This is a genomic window from Phaeodactylibacter xiamenensis, from assembly GCF_000759025.1.
GTDB classification, from domain to species: domain Bacteria; phylum Bacteroidota; class Bacteroidia; order Chitinophagales; family Saprospiraceae; genus Phaeodactylibacter; species Phaeodactylibacter xiamenensis.
In genome coordinates this window covers 1-1,530 of the sequence record NZ_JPOS01000060.1, presented here as the reverse complement: position 1 = coordinate 1,530, position 1,530 = coordinate 1, and the positions used below count along the sequence as shown (strand labels likewise).

General features: G+C 54.4%; 2 protein-coding genes. Both read right to left on the bottom strand.

Annotation, left to right across the window (positions count from 1 at the left end; all coding sequences use genetic code 11):
- The coding region (locus IX84_RS18370; RefSeq protein WP_173426315.1) for an FG-GAP-like repeat-containing protein at nt 1–1,354 on the bottom strand (1,354 nt) is incomplete at its 3' end.
- The coding region (locus IX84_RS18365) for an FG-GAP repeat domain-containing protein (protein WP_044224060.1) at nt 1,281–1,530 on the bottom strand (250 nt) is incomplete at its 5' end. The genes IX84_RS18365 and IX84_RS18370, both read right to left, overlap by 74 nt.

The following is a 1,530-nucleotide window of genomic DNA, read 5'->3' as shown; positions in this document are numbered from 1 at the left end:
AATAATCACCATTGTCATCATTATTAGGCGCGCCGATGGCCAACACACTGCCATCTGAACTCAGGGATACGGCACTGCCGGACCCATCTCCAGCCGACGCCCCATCTATATCGCCCCCTCGCTGGAACCAGCCCGTCCCATCCCATTCATATACACGCACAGAGCCGGAATTTGAGCCATTTCCATTATCTCCAGGCGCACCGATGGCCAACACACTGCCATCTGAACTCAGGGACACGGAAATGCCGAACCCACCTCCAAACGCCTCGCCGTCTATATCAGCGCCTTGCTGGGACCAGTCCGTCCCATCCCATTCATATACACGCACATGACCGGAATAATCATCATTTGCAACCGCGCCGATGGCCAACACACTGCCATCTGAACTTAAGGATACCGAACAGCCGGAAAGATCTCCAGCCGACTCCCCATCTATATCCCCTCCTCGCTGGGACCAAACCGTTCCTGTCCATTCATACACGCGCACATGACCGGAACTATCACCATTGCCATCATTATCAGCCGCACCGATGGCCAACACACTGCCGTCTGAACTCAGGGAAACCGATTCGCCAGACTGATCATCGGCTCCCTCCCCATCTATATCCCCTCCTCGCTGGGACCACGCTGTCTCATCCCATTCATACACACGCACATGGCCGGAATTTGAGCCATTATCGTCATTCAAATCGGCTCCGATAGCCAACACACTGCCATCCGAACTCAGGGACACGGAAATGCCGGACCCATCTCCAAACGCCTCGCCGTCTATATCAACGCCTCGCTGTGACCAGCCCGTTCCATCCCATTCATACACCCGTACATGGCCTAAAAGTGAGCCATTGTCATTATTTCCAGGCGCACCGATGGCCAACACACTGCCATCTGAACTCAGGGAGACCGATTCGCCAGACTGATCATCGGCTCCCTCCCCATCTATATCCAGCCCGAGCTGACAATAGTCTGTAAAGTCTGGGGCACAGGGCGGGCAGTTGCTGCCACCGCAGTCTACGCCGGTTTCATCGCCGTTTTGGATGCCGTCGGTGCAGGTAGCCACAGAAGCGCAGTCATTTTCATACCACGCTATCTTATCATCAGCCTCAGAGGCCGATAATACATCCGCGTCGCCATCACCGTCCAAATCCATGGCGTATACGGACCTGGCACCATTCGCTGATGTCGTTATGACCTGCTGCGCACCAAAATTGCCGCTGCCGTCATTCTCGTACCACGCTATCTTATCATCATTTGATGAGGCTGATAATACATCCGCGTCGCCATCACCGTCCAAATCCATGGCGTATACGGACCTGGCACCATTCGCTGTGCGCACCAAAATTGCCGCTGCCGTCATTCTCGTACCACGCTATCTTATCATCAATCTCAGAGGCCGATAATACATCCGCGTCGCCATCACCGTCCAAATCCATGGCGTGTACGGAAAGGGCACCATTCGCTGATGTCGTTATGACCTGCTGCGCACCAAAATTGCCGCTGCCGTCATTCTCGTACCACGCTATCTTATCATCA